Below are 16,755 nucleotides of genomic sequence, written 5' to 3' on the forward strand. Positions count from 1 at the left end.
CGTCAGGCGTTGCCGGCGGCCTTCAGATTCATCTCGGCGGTGAAATCCAGCATTCGCTGAAGCGGCCTCAACGCATCCTCCCGCAACGACGGGTCCACATGAACCTCCTGGTCACCGTTCTCAATCACCGACAGCAGGTTCTCGAGGCCATTCATCGCCATCCACGGGCAATGGGCGCAGCTACGACAGGTGGCGCCATTTCCGGCTGTTGGCGCCTCAATCAAGGTCTTGTTGGGGGCCAACTGCTGCATCTTGTAGAAAATGCCGTTGTCGGTGGCAACGATAAACTGATCGTTGGGCAGCGTCTGTACCGCATGAATCAGCTGAGAGGTCGAACCGACAACATCGGCCATCTCGACCACCGCGTTGGGCGACTCAGGGTGCACCAGAACCGCCGCATCCGGATACAGCGCTTTCAGATCCTCCAGCCCCCGGTACTTGAACTCTTCATGTACGATGCATGAACCATCCCAGAGCAACACATCCGCACCGGTGGTTTTCTGCACGTAATGGCCTAAATGCTTGTCCGGGGCCCAGAGTATTTTTTCACCACGGGCATCCAGCGACTCCACAATGGCCTGAGCACAACTGGAGGTAACCACCCAGTCCGCCCTTGCCTTCACCGCTGCGGAGGTATTGGCGTAGACCACAACGGTACGGTCGGGGTGCTGGTCGCAAAAGGCCGAGAATTCGTCCGCGGGGCAGCCAATATCCAGTGAACAGGTGGCCTCCAGCGTGGGCATCAGCACACGTTTTTCCGGGTTCAGAATCTTGGCGGTTTCGCCCATGAAACGGACACCTGCCACGACCACGGTTGACGCTTTGTGCTGGTTGCCAAACCGGGCCATTTCCAGCGAATCGGCAACACAGCCGCCGGTTTCCTCCGCCAGGCGCTGAATGTCAGGGTCGGTGTAGTAATGAGCCACGAGCACCGCATCCTGCGCTTTCAGCGCTGCTCGAATACGGGACTCAAGGTTGGCTTTCTCGTCGTCGCTCAGGGTCTTTGGCTCTGCCTGGTGTGCCAGATGTTCCTGAACGAGAATACGGTCTTCAACTCGCGTCATTACTGCATCTCTGTATTGCGTTAACGTCGGAAGTATATCACTTCGGCCACGACTTTCACTGGGCTGACACCCTGCTGTCACAGAGTTTTGCTTAGGTTACTTACACGCACCCTTTTAACTACGCCCACTATCACAGATGTATGACCGTATACCCAAAAAAAAAGAGCCCGAAGGCTCTTTTTTCGACAGGAGCCACTTTGGCTTCCTGTTCTATTGGTGGGTCGTGAAGGATTCGAACCTTCGACCAATTGGTTAAAAGCCAACTGCTCTACCAACTGAGCTAACGACCCATAACTGTCGGCCCGAATCCGGACCAGAACAACGCGACGACTCAGACCACCGCCTCGTTCGTAATTTGGTGGGTCGTGAAGGATTCGAACCTTCGACCAATTGGTTAAAAGCCAACTGCTCTACCAACTGAGCTAACGACCCAAACGAGGCGCATATAGTAATGATTTTTCAGCGCCGATCAACCCCTAATTCCCAGGTTTCTCAACATTCTTCGTGGCAAGCACGATCAGCCGTTACTGGAGTCGAGGTACTTCTTGGCCAACTCAGCGGCGCTGGTATTCGGATAGTCGCGGACCACGGTTTCCATACGCCCGCGAGCCTGCTCCTTATCGCCTAGCCGGTCCAGGGTCACACCAAGCTTGTAAACAGCGTCCGGCGCCTTGCGATGATCCCCATAACGGGTTGCAACGATGGTGAACGCCTGCCGCGCCTGTTCGAGCTGTTCCTCAACGAGGTACACTTCGCCCAGCCAATAATAGGCGTTGACCGTCAGGTCCCCTTCCTCATACTCATCAATGAAGTCGTACAACCCATTGATCGCCTGGTCGTAGTTCTTTTCCTGATGGATCAGAGTCTGGATTTTCTGGTATTCCGTTCGCTCCTTGTCGGAAGGCTGCCGGTAGATTCTGGTTTTCACCCCCGAATCTCCTGCTGCCTCAGCCGAATCGGCCGCACCCTCTGAGCTCGCTGAGCTCGTCGCTGGTGCTTCCGAGACCTTTTCAGAGAGTTTCAGAATTCGCTGGTCAAGGTCGATGTAGCGGTCCCGTGACTGCTTGGTAAGCCGATCAATGAGGTTGCGCTGCTCTTCGACCCGCCCCTGCAATCGACGAACCTCGCCCTGCAGTTGCTGAATCATGTAGAACAGTTCCGCATTGGCCTGACTGTTGCCAGCCTTGCGTTCTGCCTCGGACGCATTGTCCTGGAACGCTGGAGAAACGGATTGCGCCAGCGCGCCGCCCGCATGCCCGAAGGCAAGCGGGAGCATCACTGTCGCCATGAGCAGATGTCTCATGGGGTTCGCCTGTTACTGGAAAACGAGTTCAACGCGACGATTCTGGGCCCACGCGCTCTCACTGGAACCCATCACTGCCGGCTTTTCTTCACCGTAGCTGATGGTTTCCGTCTGGCCGCGGGAAGCACCGTTCACGATCAGGAAACGCTCGATGGCGTTGGCACGACGCTCGCCCAATGCGAGGTTGTATTCTTTGGTGCCGCGCTCATCAGCATGCCCTTCAATACGGACATTCTGCCCCGGATTGGCTTGCAGGAACCGGGCGTGGGCCACCAGCACATCGCGGGCTTCGGTTTTGATTTCGGAGGTATCAAAATCAAAGTAGAAGGTGGTGATTTCGCGCATGGCGGCTTCTTCCGCCCGCGCAGCACGAGCTTCCGCTTCACGACGCTGCTCTTCGCTCATCTCGGATGAAGACACACCGCCGTCATCATCGCCGCCATAAACAGTGCTGCCACCTTCCTGGTCGACAGCAGAGACATCGGAACCGTACGCACCGTCTTCAGTGGTCTCACCGGTGCTGCTGCAACCGGCGATCAGACCAAGAGACATTACCATGGCGAATAATTTGTGGTGAGCTGATACGTTCATAATCACTTCCTTCCTTTTTGAGAGTCTGTTGTACGTTAATGCAAACGAACCTGTTCTGTTCGGAGTTCCGGTTTACTTGACGATCGGTGACCATGCCGGTTCACGCACATCACCCTCCGAGGCCGGCAGACTATAGGCCGCTCCGCCATCCGCGGCAATTACAGTTAGTACACTGTCGCTGCCCTGCTTGGTTGCATAGATCAACATCCGGCCATTGGGCGAAACACTGGGCGATTCATCGGACTCAGTTCGAGTGAGAATCGTTTCTTCCTCCGTCTGCAAGTTAGTCCGTGCTATATGAAACGCCTTGTCTCTCTGATGCACATAGTAGACGTACTTGCCGTCGTTGTCTGGCCGCGGGCGGGCATTGTAGCGGCTACCGAAGGTAATCCTGCGGGGTTCCGCACTCTCACTGGACTTGTGGTAGATCTGCGGCCCACCGGAACGATCAGACGTAAAGAAGAAACCTTCACCCGTATGATCCCAGGTGGGCTCAGTATCAATAGACCAGTGATTGGTCAGCCGCTTGAGCGAGCGACTCTGAATATCCATCTTGTAGACCTCGGCATTGCCGTCCTTCGACAGGGTCATAAGCAACGACCGACCATCCGGGCCCCATGCGGGAGCTGAATTCAAACCCCGGAAGTCCGCGATCCGCGTGCGGTTGCCCGATGAAAGCTCGTGGATATAGATTGCAGGCTTACCGGTTTCAAACGACACATAGGCAAGCCTCTTACCGTCGGGCGACCAGGCTGGTGACAAAATGGGTTCATCGCTTTCCAGCCTGACCTTGGCCCTTTTGCCATCCACGTCACTGACCTGCAGCCGATACAGGGCTTTGCCACCGGATCGCTGAAGCGTGACGTAGGCCAGCTTGGTAGAAAATGCGCCCGGCACCCCGGTGATAGCCTCATAGACCTTGTCACTGATGTGGTGGGCAAGGCTCCGTGTGCTGTTCACCGATGAGGACGCCGTTGCCCCAAGGATCCGCTCCTCGCGGTTCACATCGTACAACTCATACCGGGCTTCAATCTTGTCGCCGGTACGTGTCAACTGACCGACCAGAACGTAACGCTGCCCCAGAAGTCGCCAGTCGCGAAAATAGACCTCATCACCCTTTGACGGCAGGCTGAGCATTTTCTCTGGTGCCAGTGGCTTGAATTCACCGCTCATGGTGAGGTCGTCGCGGACGATACTGCTGATCTTATCGCCAGACGGCATGGTGCCGGATTCAGCGAATGGGACCACGGCGACCGGGATGGCCGAATCCGCACCCTCCGTGATTCGGATCAACAGCTCTGCGTGGGCCGCCGGACTGCTCCCTATCATCACCGCCAGCATCAGCAACCATGTCATTACCATGCCGGTTGGGGTTGTGCCTTTAGTACTCCGGTTCGTCATTTGATTTCCCATTGTCCTTATCTCAACCGCCGAGGATTGAACTCAATCGTAAACTGGCGAAAATACTTTTCAAACGTGTCCCGATCATCGGGAATCGGATAACGATTCAACGACTTAACCGCGCCCAGCGCCGAATTGTCGAATGCCGTGTTGCCACTGGTGGAGACAAGCTTTACCGAGGCAAGTTCACCAGTCGGTAGCAAAGTGATCTGAAGCCGCGCAGTCATCTCCTCGGTTGCCGATGATGGCGGATACCAGGCCTGGCTCAATCGTTCACGAATCAGCGCCTGATATTTCTGGCTTTCCGTCAGCATCTGCGCTTCGCGCGCCTTGGCCGCGGCCGCCTCCCTCTTACGGCGCTCCTCCGCCTCGCGTTCCTGCTGGGCTTCTTCCGCCAGGGCTTCCAGTTGCTGTTCTTTCAGACGCCGCTCACGCTCCTTGCGTTTGCGTTCAGCTTCCTGGCGCTCTCGCTCTTCCCTCGCCTTGCGCTCAGCTTCTTCCTTGCGGCGCTGCTCCTCCGCACGACGTTTTTCCTCGGCGGCCTTCCGGGCAGCCTCTTCTTGGCGACGCTTTTCTTCCTCGGCCTTTTGACGTTCACGCTCCTTGGCTTCAGCAGCAGCCTTCTGGCGGGCAGCCTCTTCCGCTTTGCGCTGCTGCTCACGTTCGCGCTTCGCCGCCTCTTCCTGGCGCTGCTGTTCCTGCTTGCGCTCTTTCTCCTGCTGGATGCGGCGAGCCTCTTCCCGTTCGCGTTCCTCTTCGGCCTTTCGACGTTCGGCTTCTTCCTTACGCTTCCGCTCTTCCTCCTGCCTGCGTTCTTCATCACGATCCGGTTCATCAACCGGTTCCGTCACCGGACTGGGTTCGGGCTCGTTCGGAGTGATCAGGCGCGCAGAAATACTGGGCGGCGGCGGATCCTCCGAGGGATTGGTCCACGTCCATCCGGCCAAGGCCACGCCCAGGATCAACCCATGCAGCAGGATTGACAGAGCCACGGGCGACTTCCAGGGCGGCTGGCCCGTGTTGGTTACATCACGCTCATGACCTCTCACAAAAACCTGCCTGCTCTGTACCTACTCATCAATGGATGGCGCTTCGGTGATCAATCCGACATTAGACGCCCCTGCGGCCTGTAACTGAGCCATCAGTCGAACAACGGTACCGTACTCAACATGCTCATCACCCCGAACAAGCACTTCGCGGTCCGTACGCTGGGACAGGATTTTGGCGATCCGGTCGCGAATGTCCGCGAGTGACATCGGGTCACTGCTTTCATCCCCGATATCCATGAAATACGCACCATTGCTGTCCACCGATACCACAATGGATTCCACGTTCTTGTCGGACTGGATCGGCTGCGATGTGGTTTCCGGCAGATCCACTTTTACGCCTTGCGTCAGCATCGGCGCCGTCACCATAAAGATGATCAGCAGCACCAGCATGACGTCGATGTAGGGTACGACGTTGATTTCAGACATCGGCTTGCGACTTCTCGCCGGCATCATTCCCATGCCTTTCATGTTTCTGCTCTCCCGACTGGCTGTCCGTTACTGGCTGCCTTCCTCATGCGGCTGACTGCTCGCTGTTATGCACACGGCGATGGAGGATGCTCGAAAACTCATCGGCAAAGGTTTCATAGTTCTTCAGCAGCGCATCGGAAATAGCGGAGAAACGGTTATAGGCAATCACGGCGGGGATGGCCGCAAACAGGCCCATTGCCGTTGCTATCAATGCCTCGGAAATACCGGGGGCTACCGTGGCGAGGGTCGCCTGCTGAACCTGAGCCAGTCCCCGAAATGAATTCATGATGCCCCAGACCGTGCCAAACAGACCGACATAGGGGCTGGTGGAGCCGACGGTTGCAAGAAACGGCAAGTGCATCTCCAACCGCTCCTGCTCACGGGAAAACGCCACTCGCATCGCACGCTGGGTGCCTTCCATGACGGCATCGGCATCCCGGCTTTGCTGGCGCAGACGGGAAAATTCCTTGAAACCAGCCCGGAACAACGACTCCATGCCGGAGAACGGCGTCGGATTACTGTTCACTTCCCGGTAGAGCTGACCCAGGTCCATTCCGGACCAGAACCGTTCCTCGAACGCATACTGGGCCTGCTTGGCCTTGCGGAACACCTTCAGGCGCTGGAAGATCAGTGCCCAGGAGATAATGGACGCCAGGGCAAGCAACAGCATAACCAGCTGAACCAGCACACCGGCGTTGGCGATGAGATACCAAACAGAAACTTCTGACTCCACCTTTTACTCCTGGATTATTCCACTTGTGAATTGGTTTTCAGGCTGCTTTCCAGCAACTCCAGCATGTTTACCGGAAGGCGTCTTGGCCGGCCGGAATCCAGTGCTATACAGGCCACACGCACATCCGCCGAGGCCAGTACCTTGTCATCGGAGCGGCGAACAACCTGTTGACGAAAATCCATCCATACACGGCCGAACGCCACTGGCTCCGCGGTCACTCGCAACCCATCGTCGAGCCTGGCCGGAGCACCGTAGTGAATCGACAGGCGCTGGACAACGTAACTGATGTTATCCGCCAGACCGGCGCGAAGCCCGACACCCTTGTGACGAACCCACTCCGTACGGGCACGCTCCATATAGTGCAGGTACTTCGCGTGGTATACGATACCGCCGGCGTCGGTATCCTCGATGTACACGCGAACCGCCAACCCGACCGATGAATCATAACGCTCAGTCAAACAGGTCCTCCCGTTCCGGACCGGATGGCACGACACCAAAATGCTGGTAGGCATTGGACGTCACCATACGCCCACGGGGCGTACGTACCATGAAACCCTGCTGAATCAGGAACGGCTCAAGAACGTCTTCGATAGTGCCTCGTTCTTCACTGATCGCCGCTGCCAGACTTTCGACACCGACCGGGCCACCATCAAACTTTTCAATCATCGCCAAAAGCAGGCGCCGGTCCATGTGATCAAACCCCTGGGCGTCCACTTTCAGCATGTTCAGTGCCTGGTCCGCAATGGACTCACTAATGCTGCCATCCGCTTTTACCTCAGCAAAGTCACGCACTCTGCGTAGCAGGCGGTTGGCAATACGGGGTGTTCCCCGGGAACGACGGGCAATTTCGTAAGCACCGCCGTTGTCGATAGAGACCGATGACAATCGCGCGGAACGGAGAATAATATCCGTCAGATCGTTGGTGTTATAGAACTCAAGGCGCTGGACGATGCCGAAACGATCCCGCAGCGGCGACGTCAGAAGCCCGGCGCGTGTCGTGGCACCCACCAGGGTAAAGGGGGGCAGGTCCAGTTTGATGGAGCGGGCCGCCGGGCCCTCTCCAATCATGATATCCAGTTGGTAGTCTTCCATCGCCGGGTAGAGCACTTCTTCCACGGCGGCGCTGAGACGATGAATTTCATCAATGAAGAGGACATCACCCTCTTCGAGGTTGGTCAGCATGGCGGCCAGATCACCGGCTTTTTCCAACACCGGGCCGGATGTGGTCTTAATGGACACACCCATTTCATTGGCAATGATGTTGGCGAGCGTGGTCTTGCCCAGCCCCGGCGGACCAAAGATCAGCACATGATCCAATGCCTCCTGGCGACCTCGCGCGGCGGAAATGAAGATTTCCATCTGCTCCCGCACAGCCGGCTGACCAACATAGTCCGCAAGCACACCGGGACGGATCGCTCGATCCTGCACTTCCTCATATTGTCCGGCCTGGGCTGTAATCAGGCGATCCGATTCAATCATTGAACTACCCGCTCAGAGGAAATCAACAACATGCCTGTACACTCGTATCGGGTTCATTATGCCCCAATTGTACAAACGGCGCTTTTGCTGTCACGTTACGCTCTCTACACATATGGGGCCAGGATGCGATTAATGACACTCTTTTAATCAGCCCGTTACCCATTAGTTGGCAGGAATCATTGCCCGTAGCGCCAACCGAATCAATTCCTGGCTCGACATGTTCTCTTCCGCCACTTTGCTGATCGCCTTGGACGCCTCCTGTGGCTTGTACCCCAGGGCAATCAGTGCGGCTTCCGCCTCTTCCCTGGGGTCATGACCTGCGGCAATGCCCGCGTTGGCTGAGTCGGAGGTAACCATCGCATTTGGCGACGCTGGCGTGAACTGCCCTTCAAGTTGCCCTATACGATCTGTCATTTCAATAAGCAGGCGTTCGGCGGTTTTCTTGCCAACACCGGGAAGCTTAACCAGGGCATTGGCATCGCGAGCCTCAACGCAGCGGATAAACTGATTCGCATCCAGCCCCGACAGAATCCCCGCGGCAAGCTTGGGACCAACCCCATTAACCTTGATCAGCAACCGGAACAGGTCCCGATCCAGCCGTGAAGAGAAGCCGTAGAGGCTCTGGGCGTCCTCGCGAACAACAAAGTGGGTGTGAAGAACCAGCTCGTCGCCGGTTTCAGGAAGGTTAAAGAAGGTGGTGTAGGGAATATCCACTTCATACCCCAGGCCGGCGCATTCCACCAATGCCTGGGCGGGGGATTTTTCAATCAGGATGCCTCGGATACGACCAATCAACGGGTTTCTCCCTGGACTTCAATGAGTCTGGTTATTGTCTTCGGACCCGGCCACTTCGCACTTTTCCGCCACCTCCGGACGCCAGCCGGGCAACGCTCTGGCTCATGTGGGCGTGGCACAGCGCAATCGCCAGGGCGTCTGCCGCGTCGGCCTGCGGCTTGCGAGACAGGGCCAGCAACACCTGGACCATATGCTGGACCTGGGACTTGTCAGCGCCGCCTTTACCCACCACCGCCTGCTTGACCTGGCGGGCGGAATACTCGTGAACCGGCAAACCGCTGTTGGCGGCCGCTACAATCGCCGCTCCCCTGGCCTGCCCCAACTTCAGCGCTGAATCCGGGTTACGGGCCATGAATACCTGCTCGATGGCGAATTCTTCGGGGCGGTATTCGCCAATGAGCGTTGCCAGACTATGGAAGATGGTTTGCAGGCGTTCCGCCATGGGCTTCTCGCCGACACGGATGCATCCACTGTCAATATATTCGATCACCCGGCCCTCGGCCCGGACAATCCCGTAACCGGTAATGCGTGACCCTGGGTCCACCCCCATGATTATCGACACGTTGCGCCCTTATTGATGGAGTGCCTCCATCACATCCGCCGATATATCGGCGTTGTGATAGACATTCTGCACATCGTCCAGGTCTTCCAGCATATCGATGAGCTTGAGGATGGGCTCTGCGCCCTCCTCATCCAGCTCTACAGTGGTTGAGGGCACCATAGTGACTTCTGCGTTATCGGGTATCAGGCCGGACTCCACCAGGGACTGTTTAACATCGAGGAACTGATCTGGCACGGTGACTATCTCGAAAGAGCCGTCGCCGAGCGTCGCCAGGTCCTCGGCACCGGCAACCAGGGCCGCTTCCATCAGCCGGTCTTCGTCCATCTCCGGGCTGTAGCTGATAATACCCTGCTTACTGAACAGATACGCTACCGAACCGTCAGTGCCGAGATTGCCACCCATCTTGTTCAGGGCGTGACGAATGTCGGCCACAGTGCGGTTGCGGTTATCCGTCATGACTTCCACAAAGATAGCAACGCCACCGGGACCGTACCCTTCGTAGGTCAGTTCCTCGTAATTGCTGTCGTCACCATCCCCGGCACCCCGCTCAACGGCGCGCTCGATAGTGTCCTTCTTCATGTTGGCGGTGAGGGCCTTGTCGATCACGCCCCGCAATCGCGGATTGTCATCCGGGTTTCCCCCGCCCTGACGGGCCGCCACCGTCAACTCGCGAATGATCTTGGTGAAAATCTTACCGCGTTTGGCGTCCTGAGCCGCTTTACGGTGCTTGATGTTGGCCCATTTACTGTGTCCAGCCATAATCAACTCCGTTCAGTCGCGGAGCACACATAGGGGTGTGCTCCGGCATTGCGTTACTCGCCTGCCTGGGTGTCTTCCTTACTTTCGCCGGCCTTGGCCACGGGCTTGCGGCGGCGAATATGAAGCTCACGCAACTGCTTGTCGTCCACTTCTCCGGGCGCCTGTGTCATCAGACAGGTGGCGCTCTGGGTTTTCGGGAACGCAATCACATCACGGATAGAACTGGCACCGGTCATCAGCATGATCAACCGGTCCAGACCAAACGCCAGGCCACCATGGGGAGGGCAACCGTATTTCAGCGCATCCAGCAGGAACCCGAACTTGGCTCGTGCTTCTTCGTGCTCAATACCCAGGGTACGGAACACGCTTTCCTGCATTTTTTCGTCATGAATACGGATGGAACCGCCACCGAGCTCGGTGCCATTGAGCACCATGTCGTAGGCGCGGGACAATGCCGTCGCCGGTGACGCTTCCAGCTCGTCACCAGAACAGGATGGCGCCGTGAACGGATGGTGAATCGCAGTCAGGCTTCCGTCAGATGTTTCCTCGAACATCGGGAAGTCCACCACCCACATCGGCGCCCACTCGGACGTCAGCATGTTCAGGTCGTGGCCGACCTTGATGCGAAGCGCGCCCAGGGCTTCGTTGACGACGTTGGTCTTATCGGCGCCGAAGAACACGATATCGCCATCTTCCGCACCGGAGCGCTCGATGACAGCCTGCGCAACATCGTCACCCAGGAATTTGATGATCGGCGACTGCAGGCCTTCAACGCCCTTGGACGTATCATTGACCTTGATGTAGGCCAGTCCCTTGGCACCGTAAATACCCACGTACTTGGTGTAGTCGTCGATCTGTTTGCGGGTCAGCTCGCCGCCCTTCGGAACACGTAGTGCTGCTACGCGGCCCTTGGGGTCATTAGCCGGACCGGCAAACACCTTGAAGTCAACGCCCGCAACCAGATCACCCACGTCAACAAGCTCAAGCGGGATACGCAGGTCTGGCTTGTCGCTGCCATAACGCTGCATTGCCTCGGCGTACGGCATGCGCGGGAATTCAGGCAGATCCACTTCCAGCACATCCTTGAACAGCGAACGAATCATGTTCTCGTTCAGGGTCATCAAGGTCTCCTCGTCGATGAACGAGGCCTCGATGTCAATCTGCGTGAATTCCGGCTGACGGTCGGCACGCAGGTCTTCGTCGCGGAAACACTTGGCGATCTGGTAATAGCGATCCACACCGGACACCATCAGCAATTGCTTGAAAAGCTGCGGGGACTGGGGAAGTGCAAAGAAGGAGCCTTCATGGGTGCGGCTTGGCACCAGGTAGTCACGTGCGCCTTCCGGAGTGGCGCGGGTCAGGATAGGCGTCTCCACATCCATAAAGCCGTTGCTATCCAGAAAGTTGCGAATATAGCTGGTCACCCTGGAACGGAAACGCAGACGATTCAGCATTTCCGGGCGACGCAGGTCCACAAAGCGATACTTCAGGCGAACGTCTTCACCGACATCCACATGCTCATCCAGCGGGAACGGAGGCGTTGCAGCGGCATTCAGGATGGATAACTGCTTACCCAGCAGCTCAACCTGCCCCGTCGGCATGTTGGCGTTTTCGGTACCAGCGGGACGACGGCGCACACGGCCGGTCACCTGAATAACGAATTCACTGCGGACCTTCTCCGCCAGATTGAAGCTCTCTGGGGTATCCGGATCGAACACGACCTGGGAAATACCGTCCCGATCGCGAAGGTCCAGAAAGATCACCCCACCGTGATCGCGGCGACGATGAACCCAACCGCAAAGAGTAACTTCCTGATCGATGTGAGATTCGTTGATTCCACCGCAATAATGACTGCGCATACCGGTTCCCGTTGTATCTGATGTGTGCGTAAAAGTTTGCAAAAATGGTTCTGGCGGACCCTACTGCAAAAGCGGCCCATTATAAACACAATGAACGGGAAAATCAGGCTTCCATCACCGTGGGTGACGGTAAAACATTTGGCCGCTAGAATGGGCCGATTTACCGCCCTATGGAGCCGCCCTTGTCAGCCCGAGCCGAACAGAAACTCCGCACTCGCCGTGCCCTGATGGACGCCGCCCTTGCTCAGCTCAGTGCGGACCGGGGCTTTGGCAGCCTGAGCCTGCGGGAAGTGGCAAGGGAAGCTGGCATTGCGCCGACATCGTTCTACCGGCACTTTTCCGAGCTCGACGAGCTGGGGCTTGCCCTGGTGGACGAAGGCGGTGTCGCCCTGCGACAACTCATGCGCCAGGCACGCAAGCGAATTGCACGAAACGGCAGCGCCATCAGCACCTCGGTGGACACCTTCATGGAGTATCTTGGCAACAACTCCAATCTGTTTCGTCTGATGCTGAGGGAAAGCACCGGGGTATCAAAACCCTTCCGCACCGCCATCAAAGCTGAAATCGACCACTTTGTGACCGAACTGGCTGCAGATCTGGCGCGCATCGCGGATGAAGAGAATCGCCCCCTATCCGACTCCAAACTGGTGGCAGACGCCATGGTGACACTGGTGTTTAACCAAGGCGCCGAGGCGCTTGACGCAACACCACCGGAAAAGGAAGCCTTGAAGGACAAACTGAAAACCGAGCTCAGGATGATCCTCGTTGGATCACGCACCATCGCCCGGCACAAACGCTAAGCTACCCGGCTTTGCCGGAAGAGATTGCTACGCCACTATTTGCGAGAGCCGACCCAGCAACGGCTTCAGTTGTTCGCTTATTCTGGCCAGATCGCTGACACTGTAGGGCTTCGGCGGAAGTTTGCCCCAGACCGGGCCCGGCCAGGCAGAGTCGCCGTCAAAACGCACGATATGATGAAGGTGAAGTTGCGGCACCATGTTACCCAACGCCGCAACATTGAGCTTATCCCCACCGAACAATTCCATCATGCCCTCCCCAAGAAGGGACGATTCCGCCAGCAGCTGCCGCTGTTGCTCCGGAGCCAGCTGATAGATCTCCCGCACACTGCCAACCCTTGGTACCAGAAGGATCCAGGGCCAGTTGCTGTCGTTCATCAGCCGAATTTCACACAGCTTGCTCTGTCCGAGGCTGACTGTGTCAGCTTCCAGACGCTCGTGCAGAACAAACGGCGACTCCGCCCCACTCATATTAACCTCCGTGGAACTGGTTCCGGCCACGGCCAATGGCGTAGTAGATCATACCGTGGCGCTCAAGCATTTCAGGTTCGTACAGGTTGCGCCCGTCAAACACGACAGGCTCCTTCAGGTTTGCGGCTATGGCTTCGAAATCCGGAGAGCGGAACTCCTTCCACTCGGTACAGATGGCCAGCACATCGGCCCCTTTCAGCGCCTGCTCCTTGGTGCCGCAGAGGGTTAACCCTGGCTGATCGCCAAAGATACGCTGGGTCTCTTCCATGGCTTCCGGGTCAAAGGCCTGCACGCTCGCTCCGGCCTTCCAGAGGTCCTGCATCAGGGCTCGGGACGATGCTTCACGCATATCGTCGGTGTTGGGCTTGAATGCCAACCCCCAGATCGCGACGACCTTGCCCTTCAGGTTGCCACCGAAGTAATGACTGATCTTGTCGAACAACACGTGCTTCTGGGCATTGTTCACGGCTTCCACGGCGTTCAACAGGCGGGAGTCGTAGTCACAATCCCTGGCTGTGCGGGTCAATGCCTGGACATCTTTCGGGAAACAGGAGCCGCCGTAACCGCAACCGGGGTAAATAAAGTGGTAGCCGATGCGGGGGTCGGAACCAATGCCACGACGCACATTTTCTATATCGGCCCCCAAACGCTCCGCCAGGTTGGCTATTTCATTCATGAAACTGATCTTGGTGGCCAGCATGGAGTTGGCTGCGTACTTGGTCAGTTCCGCAGACCGGATGTCCATGAAAATCATGCGGTCGTGGCTACGATTGAACGGGTAGTAGACCTCATGCAGCAACTCTTTGGCCCGCTCACTGTCGGTGCCAACGATAATGCGGTCGGGCTTCATGAAATCGGTAATGGCCGCGCCTTCCTTAAGAAACTCAGGGTTGGACACGACATCGAAGTCCAGCTCCAGCCCGCGCTTGTCCAGCTCGGAACGCACCGCAGCTTTGACCCTGTCGCCAGTACCAACCGGCACGGTGGACTTGTCCACCACCACCTTGTAGTCATCCATATATTGGCCAATGGAGCGCGCCACGGCGGTCACATACTGCAGGTCGGCGGAACCGTCTTCATCAGGCGGTGTACCCACTGCAATGAACTGCAGAGACCCATGGGCCACGGCTTCTTGGGTATCGGTGGTGAACGCCAGGCGGCCTGCCTCGACCGTATGCTTTACGATGGACTCGAGGCCAGGCTCATAAATCGGTATATGGCCGTTCCTAAGCTTATCAATCTTGCCCTGATCCACATCCATACACAGAACGTGATGACCCACATCGGCCAGACAGGCACCCGTGACAAGACCAACGTAACCTGTGCCAAAAATAGTAATTTTCATCCTTTAAAACCCTGATGTCTGCAATTTATGGTTGGTATTCGATGTGCGGCCTCTCAGCCCTGCTTATCCTGCCAGATCCTCTCCCAGGCCAGGGCTGTGCCGACGATGGTATCCAGGTCGTCGTAATCCGGCTGCCAGCCCAGTACCTTTTTGATTCGCGAGTTGTCAGCCATCAGCGCGGCTGGGTCCCCTGCCCGACGGCCGGTTTCCTGCACCGGAAAGTCGTTGCCTGACTGGCGCTTGACCACATCAATAACTTCGCGGACGGTAAACCCACGCCCGTAGCCACAGTTCAGCACCCGTGACTCACCTCCACCGGCCATATACTCCAACGCCATCACATGAGCCTTGGCCAGGTCTTCCACGTGGATGTAGTCGCGGATGCAGGTACCGTCACGGGTGTCGTAGTCGGTGCCAAACACGCTCATGCCATCGCGCTTGCCCGTCACACACTCACACGCAACCTTGATCAGGTGCGTAGCTTCAGGCGTTGCCTGACCCAGCAAACCGTCCGGATTGGCCCCAGCTACGTTGAAGTAACGCAGGATCACGTAATTGAGGGATGACGCGGCAGCCAGATCCATGATCATCCGCTCGCTCATCATCTTTGAGGCGCCATAGGGATTGATCGGCGCCAGCGGAAGATCTTCCGTCAGTACGGTTTCCTCTGGCATGCCATAAACGGCAGCCGTCGACGAAAACACCATGTAAGGTACCTGGTGTTCTTCTACTGCCTTCAGCAAATTCAGCGTGTTACGGGTATTGTTGCTGTAGTACTTGAGGGGGTTCTCGACCGATTCCGGCACCACGATATTGGCGGCGAAATGCAGCACGGCTTCAAAGCGGTGCTGGCTGAAAAGGTCCGCAATGGCCTGTTCATCGGCGAGGTCTCCGATCACAAGCTCACCACAGGTGACCGCCCAACGGTATCCGGTGGACAGGTTATCGAAAACAACAATGTCGTGTCCGGCTTCGCCCAGTTGCCTTACGACATGACTACCTATATACCCGGCTCCGCCGGTTACCAGAACTTTCATGATCGATCGTCACTCCTTCCCTGAAAACAGTTGCCTCCGGCGGCGGATGTCGGCCCGCCGACGCGTGAAGAATTCGCTGATAACATGGCTGCACTGATCCGCCAGAACACCTCCGACAGACTCAACACGCCAGTTGAGATGTGGCTCGTTCAGTGTTTGCCGAGCCGACACCACGGCACCCGCCTTCGGTTCCGCCGCACCGTACACCAAACGACTGATGCGGCTGTGCACAATGGCGCCCACACACATGGTGCACGGCTCAAGGGTGACGTAAAGCGTGGCACCCGGCAACCGGTAATTGCCCGCACGTCTTGCCGCGTCCCGCAGGGCGCGTATTTCAGCATGAGCTGTGGGGTCGCATCCACTGATCGGTGCATTATAGCCAGCTCCGATTTCCCGTCCATCCAGCACGACCACTGCACCAACTGGCACCTCACCAGCGGCTCCGGCCTGACGGGCCAGCTGCAGCGCACGCTTCATCCAGGAATAATCATCATCAGTGCCAGCCATAATGCCTGCCCGGTCACACCCCTCTGTTCGTCACGTCAGCGCTCGACAAAACGGGGTATGCAACCTATTAAAACAAAAGATTTATTGAGGGATGATTAAAGGGTGCAGCAACAATATCTGAGGCGGCATAATTTGTACCATCATCAACCAGGCGACATATTACCAAAGTTGGAAACGAGTGCGCGAATACCTGAATTCGCGTCTATTCAGCAGATTTCATCATTGCCTGGCATTCAGTTTAGAGTAAAAGCACGCCAACCCGGAACTTTCATTACCTCACAATGTCCACAGCATCGTGACGTACGATTACAATAAAGGTCTTCCCGAATGACAGGAGTCGTTCTCATGAGCCTACCTGCATCCCTGACAGCTGCAGTCGTCGTTCTACTCGGCACCACGCAAGCCTCCCTTGCGCAAAACAATTTGCAATCTTCACTACCGGAAGGTGCCGGCAAAGCATTGGTTGAGAAAGCCTGCACGGCCTGCCATGGCGTCTCCACCATCAAGCGCTCAGCTGGCTATAGCTCACCCG

Annotated in this window: 19 protein-coding genes and 2 tRNA genes; 2 read left to right on the top strand and 19 right to left on the bottom strand. The window is 57.0% G+C overall.

Translation table 11 applies throughout. From position 1 onward, the window contains the following. Window positions 1-2 precede the first annotated feature (2 nt). The 15 genes from nadA to aspS all read right to left on the bottom strand — a co-directional run bounded on the left by nadA (window position 3) and on the right by aspS (window position 12,063). Window positions 3-1,064, bottom strand: coding sequence for a quinolinate synthase NadA (gene nadA, locus AXW11_RS04805; RefSeq protein WP_036205367.1), 1,062 nt, complete (start codon window positions 1,062-1,064; stop codon window positions 3-5). Window positions 1,065-1,278: 214 nt separating this feature from the next. Beyond that, a tRNA-Lys gene (locus AXW11_RS04810) sits at window positions 1,279-1,354 on the bottom strand. A gap of 66 nt (window positions 1,355-1,420) precedes the next feature. Next, window positions 1,421-1,496, bottom strand: a tRNA-Lys gene (locus AXW11_RS04815). An 85-nt stretch (window positions 1,497-1,581) separates the two neighbouring features. After that, window positions 1,582-2,367, bottom strand: a complete 786-nt coding sequence (gene ybgF / locus AXW11_RS04820; RefSeq protein WP_075196202.1) for a tol-pal system protein YbgF — start codon at window positions 2,365-2,367, stop codon at window positions 1,582-1,584. A 12-nt stretch (window positions 2,368-2,379) separates the two neighbouring features. Further along, on the bottom strand, window positions 2,380-2,958 hold the full coding sequence (gene pal / locus AXW11_RS04825; protein WP_036205364.1) for a peptidoglycan-associated lipoprotein Pal: 579 nt from the start codon (window positions 2,956-2,958) through the stop codon (window positions 2,380-2,382). A gap of 72 nt (window positions 2,959-3,030) precedes the next feature. Continuing rightward, on the bottom strand, window positions 3,031-4,314 hold the full coding sequence (tolB, locus tag AXW11_RS04830) for a Tol-Pal system beta propeller repeat protein TolB (RefSeq protein ID WP_091641303.1): 1,284 nt from the start codon (window positions 4,312-4,314) through the stop codon (window positions 3,031-3,033). Window positions 4,315-4,376: 62 nt separating this feature from the next. Then, on the bottom strand, window positions 4,377-5,351 hold the full coding sequence (gene tolA / locus AXW11_RS04835; protein ID WP_036205360.1) for a cell envelope integrity protein TolA: 975 nt from the start codon (window positions 5,349-5,351) through the stop codon (window positions 4,377-4,379). Window positions 5,352-5,429: 78 nt separating this feature from the next. Then, window positions 5,430-5,876, bottom strand: a complete 447-nt coding sequence (tolR, locus tag AXW11_RS04840) for a protein TolR (RefSeq protein ID WP_036205359.1) — start codon at window positions 5,874-5,876, stop codon at window positions 5,430-5,432. A 43-nt stretch (window positions 5,877-5,919) separates the two neighbouring features. Further along, a complete protein-coding gene (gene tolQ / locus AXW11_RS04845; protein WP_007152467.1) occupies window positions 5,920-6,609 on the bottom strand; it encodes a protein TolQ in 690 nt (229 codons plus the stop codon). Window positions 6,610-6,623: 14 nt separating this feature from the next. Next, complete coding sequence (locus AXW11_RS04850; protein WP_091641305.1) at window positions 6,624-7,067, bottom strand: YbgC/FadM family acyl-CoA thioesterase; 444 nt, start codon at window positions 7,065-7,067, stop codon at window positions 6,624-6,626. Further along, a complete protein-coding gene (gene ruvB / locus AXW11_RS04855) occupies window positions 7,060-8,088 on the bottom strand; it encodes a Holliday junction branch migration DNA helicase RuvB (protein WP_091641308.1) in 1,029 nt (342 codons plus the stop codon). The genes AXW11_RS04850 and ruvB overlap by 8 nt, the downstream gene beginning before the upstream one ends. Before the next feature lie 162 nt (window positions 8,089-8,250). Next, window positions 8,251-8,883 (bottom strand): Holliday junction branch migration protein RuvA, encoded by a 633-nt coding sequence (gene ruvA / locus AXW11_RS04860; protein WP_091641311.1) that lies wholly within the window; start codon window positions 8,881-8,883, stop codon window positions 8,251-8,253. 31 nt (window positions 8,884-8,914) lie between these two features. Next, window positions 8,915-9,445: a crossover junction endodeoxyribonuclease RuvC gene (gene ruvC / locus AXW11_RS04865; RefSeq protein WP_075196205.1), complete on the bottom strand. Its 531-nt coding sequence runs from the start codon at window positions 9,443-9,445 to the stop codon at window positions 8,915-8,917. Window positions 9,446-9,454: 9 nt separating this feature from the next. Next, window positions 9,455-10,204 (bottom strand): YebC/PmpR family DNA-binding transcriptional regulator, encoded by a 750-nt coding sequence (locus AXW11_RS04870; RefSeq protein WP_036205347.1) that lies wholly within the window; start codon window positions 10,202-10,204, stop codon window positions 9,455-9,457. Window positions 10,205-10,257: 53 nt separating this feature from the next. After that, window positions 10,258-12,063 (bottom strand): aspartate--tRNA ligase, encoded by a 1,806-nt coding sequence (aspS, locus tag AXW11_RS04875; RefSeq protein ID WP_036205346.1) that lies wholly within the window; start codon window positions 12,061-12,063, stop codon window positions 10,258-10,260. A gap of 182 nt (window positions 12,064-12,245) precedes the next feature. Between aspS and fabR the strand changes: the two genes are divergently transcribed. After that, entirely contained in the window at window positions 12,246-12,863 is a 618-nt protein-coding gene (gene fabR, locus AXW11_RS04880; protein WP_075196207.1) for an HTH-type transcriptional repressor FabR, read from the top strand. Between the two features lie 27 nt (window positions 12,864-12,890). Here the strand turns inward: fabR and AXW11_RS04885 are convergent, their stop codons facing one another. The 4 genes from AXW11_RS04885 to tadA are packed head-to-tail and all read right to left on the bottom strand — an operon-like array spanning window position 12,891 to window position 16,223. Continuing rightward, on the bottom strand, window positions 12,891-13,331 hold the full coding sequence (locus AXW11_RS04885; RefSeq protein ID WP_041334301.1) for an HIT domain-containing protein: 441 nt from the start codon (window positions 13,329-13,331) through the stop codon (window positions 12,891-12,893). 1 nt (window position 13,332) lies between these two features. Then, the gene (locus AXW11_RS04890) at window positions 13,333-14,676 is read right to left on the bottom strand and encodes a UDP-glucose dehydrogenase family protein (protein WP_036205341.1); all 1,344 of its coding nucleotides are present in this window, start codon (window positions 14,674-14,676) and stop codon (window positions 13,333-13,335) included. A gap of 53 nt (window positions 14,677-14,729) precedes the next feature. Further along, window positions 14,730-15,713, bottom strand: coding sequence for a UDP-glucose 4-epimerase GalE (gene galE, locus AXW11_RS04895; protein ID WP_091641313.1), 984 nt, complete (start codon window positions 15,711-15,713; stop codon window positions 14,730-14,732). 9 nt (window positions 15,714-15,722) lie between these two features. After that, on the bottom strand, window positions 15,723-16,223 hold the full coding sequence (tadA, locus tag AXW11_RS04900) for a tRNA adenosine(34) deaminase TadA (protein WP_091641315.1): 501 nt from the start codon (window positions 16,221-16,223) through the stop codon (window positions 15,723-15,725). 345 nt (window positions 16,224-16,568) lie between these two features. Between tadA and AXW11_RS04905 the strand changes: the two genes are divergently transcribed. Continuing rightward, a partial coding sequence (locus tag AXW11_RS04905; RefSeq protein WP_286791950.1) for a hypothetical protein occupies window positions 16,569-16,755 on the top strand: 187 nt, incomplete at its 3' end.

Origin of the sequence: Marinobacter sp. Hex_13 (assembly GCF_001566815.1) — a bacterium.
In the GTDB taxonomy this organism is placed as follows: Bacteria; Pseudomonadota; Gammaproteobacteria; order Pseudomonadales; family Oleiphilaceae; genus Marinobacter; species Marinobacter salarius.

Bases quoted from the DNA above. Each gene is read 5' to 3' on its own strand.
- nadA (WP_036205367.1), bottom strand. From the start codon at position 1,064: ATGACGCGAGTTGAAGACCGTATTCTCGTTCAGGAACATCTGGCACAC.
- ybgF (WP_075196202.1), bottom strand. From the start codon at position 2,367: ATGAGACATCTGCTCATGGCGACAGTGATGCTCCCGCTTGCCTTCGGG.
- pal (WP_036205364.1), bottom strand. From the start codon at position 2,958: ATGAACGTATCAGCTCACCACAAATTATTCGCCATGGTAATGTCTCTT.
- tolB (WP_091641303.1), bottom strand. From the start codon at position 4,314: ATGACATGGTTGCTGATGCTGGCGGTGATGATAGGGAGCAGTCCGGCG.
- tolR (WP_036205359.1), bottom strand. From the start codon at position 5,876: ATGAAAGGCATGGGAATGATGCCGGCGAGAAGTCGCAAGCCGATGTCT.
- ruvB (WP_091641308.1), bottom strand. From the start codon at position 8,088: ATGATTGAATCGGATCGCCTGATTACAGCCCAGGCCGGACAATATGAG.
- AXW11_RS04870 (WP_036205347.1), bottom strand. From the start codon at position 10,204: ATGGCTGGACACAGTAAATGGGCCAACATCAAGCACCGTAAAGCGGCT.
- aspS (WP_036205346.1), bottom strand. From the start codon at position 12,063: ATGCGCAGTCATTATTGCGGTGGAATCAACGAATCTCACATCGATCAG.
- AXW11_RS04885 (WP_041334301.1), bottom strand. From the start codon at position 13,331: ATGAGTGGGGCGGAGTCGCCGTTTGTTCTGCACGAGCGTCTGGAAGCT.
- AXW11_RS04890 (WP_036205341.1), bottom strand. From the start codon at position 14,676: ATGAAAATTACTATTTTTGGCACAGGTTACGTTGGTCTTGTCACGGGT.
- galE (WP_091641313.1), bottom strand. From the start codon at position 15,713: ATGAAAGTTCTGGTAACCGGCGGAGCCGGGTATATAGGTAGTCATGTC.
- tadA (WP_091641315.1), bottom strand. From the start codon at position 16,223: ATGGCTGGCACTGATGATGATTATTCCTGGATGAAGCGTGCGCTGCAG.